We start from the raw sequence: 667 nt of genomic DNA, 5'->3' as shown, positions 1-667 counted from the left end.
GCGATCCGCGGCGTCGCCTGCCGCGTCTGCGCCGCGGCCGGCCCGACGGCGAGGGCGATCACAAGGGCCGTGGCGAAGCATCTCATCGCGGGGGATCGGGTGCCTCGAAGGCGCGTCCTGAACGGATCGGCTGCCGAACATGGCAGTGAATCGGCAGCCCCGCCATGGCACGAATGCAACGTCGGAAGTGTTACGTCGAAGACCCACAGGCAATCCGTCGCCGCCACGCCGCCGTATTCGCGCGGTTTAGGGATTTCCCGAGACGGAAGACCGGTTAACATTTCGTCGCTCGCAATGCGTATTCGGCGCATCCCGCGGCGTTCGCGCAAAGGTTCTAGGAGCGGATGGTCCTGGCGACCGGTGCCCGGACCCGACGTGCGGGGCGGCGACTTGGCGGCGACTTGGCGCCGACACGGCGTCGGTCGAGGGTCGCGAGGGGTGTCGGCGTCCGGTGCGCACGGTCCGCTGAGGGGAGGACGGGATGGCCATGGCGGTGGGGCTCGACGCGGGCCCGGCGGAGCAGGGCGGCGGACAGGTTCGTGCCGTCTCGAAGCGCTGGATCGCGCTGTTCGTTGCGCTCGCCGCCGGCTGGGGCATCCTATTCGGCTACAGCCTCACGTTCCTCAACGAGGACATGCCGTTCCGACCCGCCGCCGCAGCCCTGCCC

At 69.9% G+C, this 667-nt stretch carries 1 pseudogene; it reads left to right on the top strand.

Features of this window, described 5'->3' with window-relative positions:
• Window positions 1–481: 481 nt before the first annotated feature.
• Window positions 482–667: pseudogene (locus tag FV222_RS28435) on the top strand (hypothetical protein); the annotation flags it as partial.

It is taken from the genome of Methylobacterium sp. WL103 (assembly GCF_008039885.1).
GTDB lineage: Bacteria > Pseudomonadota > Alphaproteobacteria > Rhizobiales > Beijerinckiaceae > Methylobacterium > Methylobacterium cerastii.
Note: the sequence above shows the minus strand (reverse complement) of the source record. Positions and strands in the feature narration are given on the sequence as shown.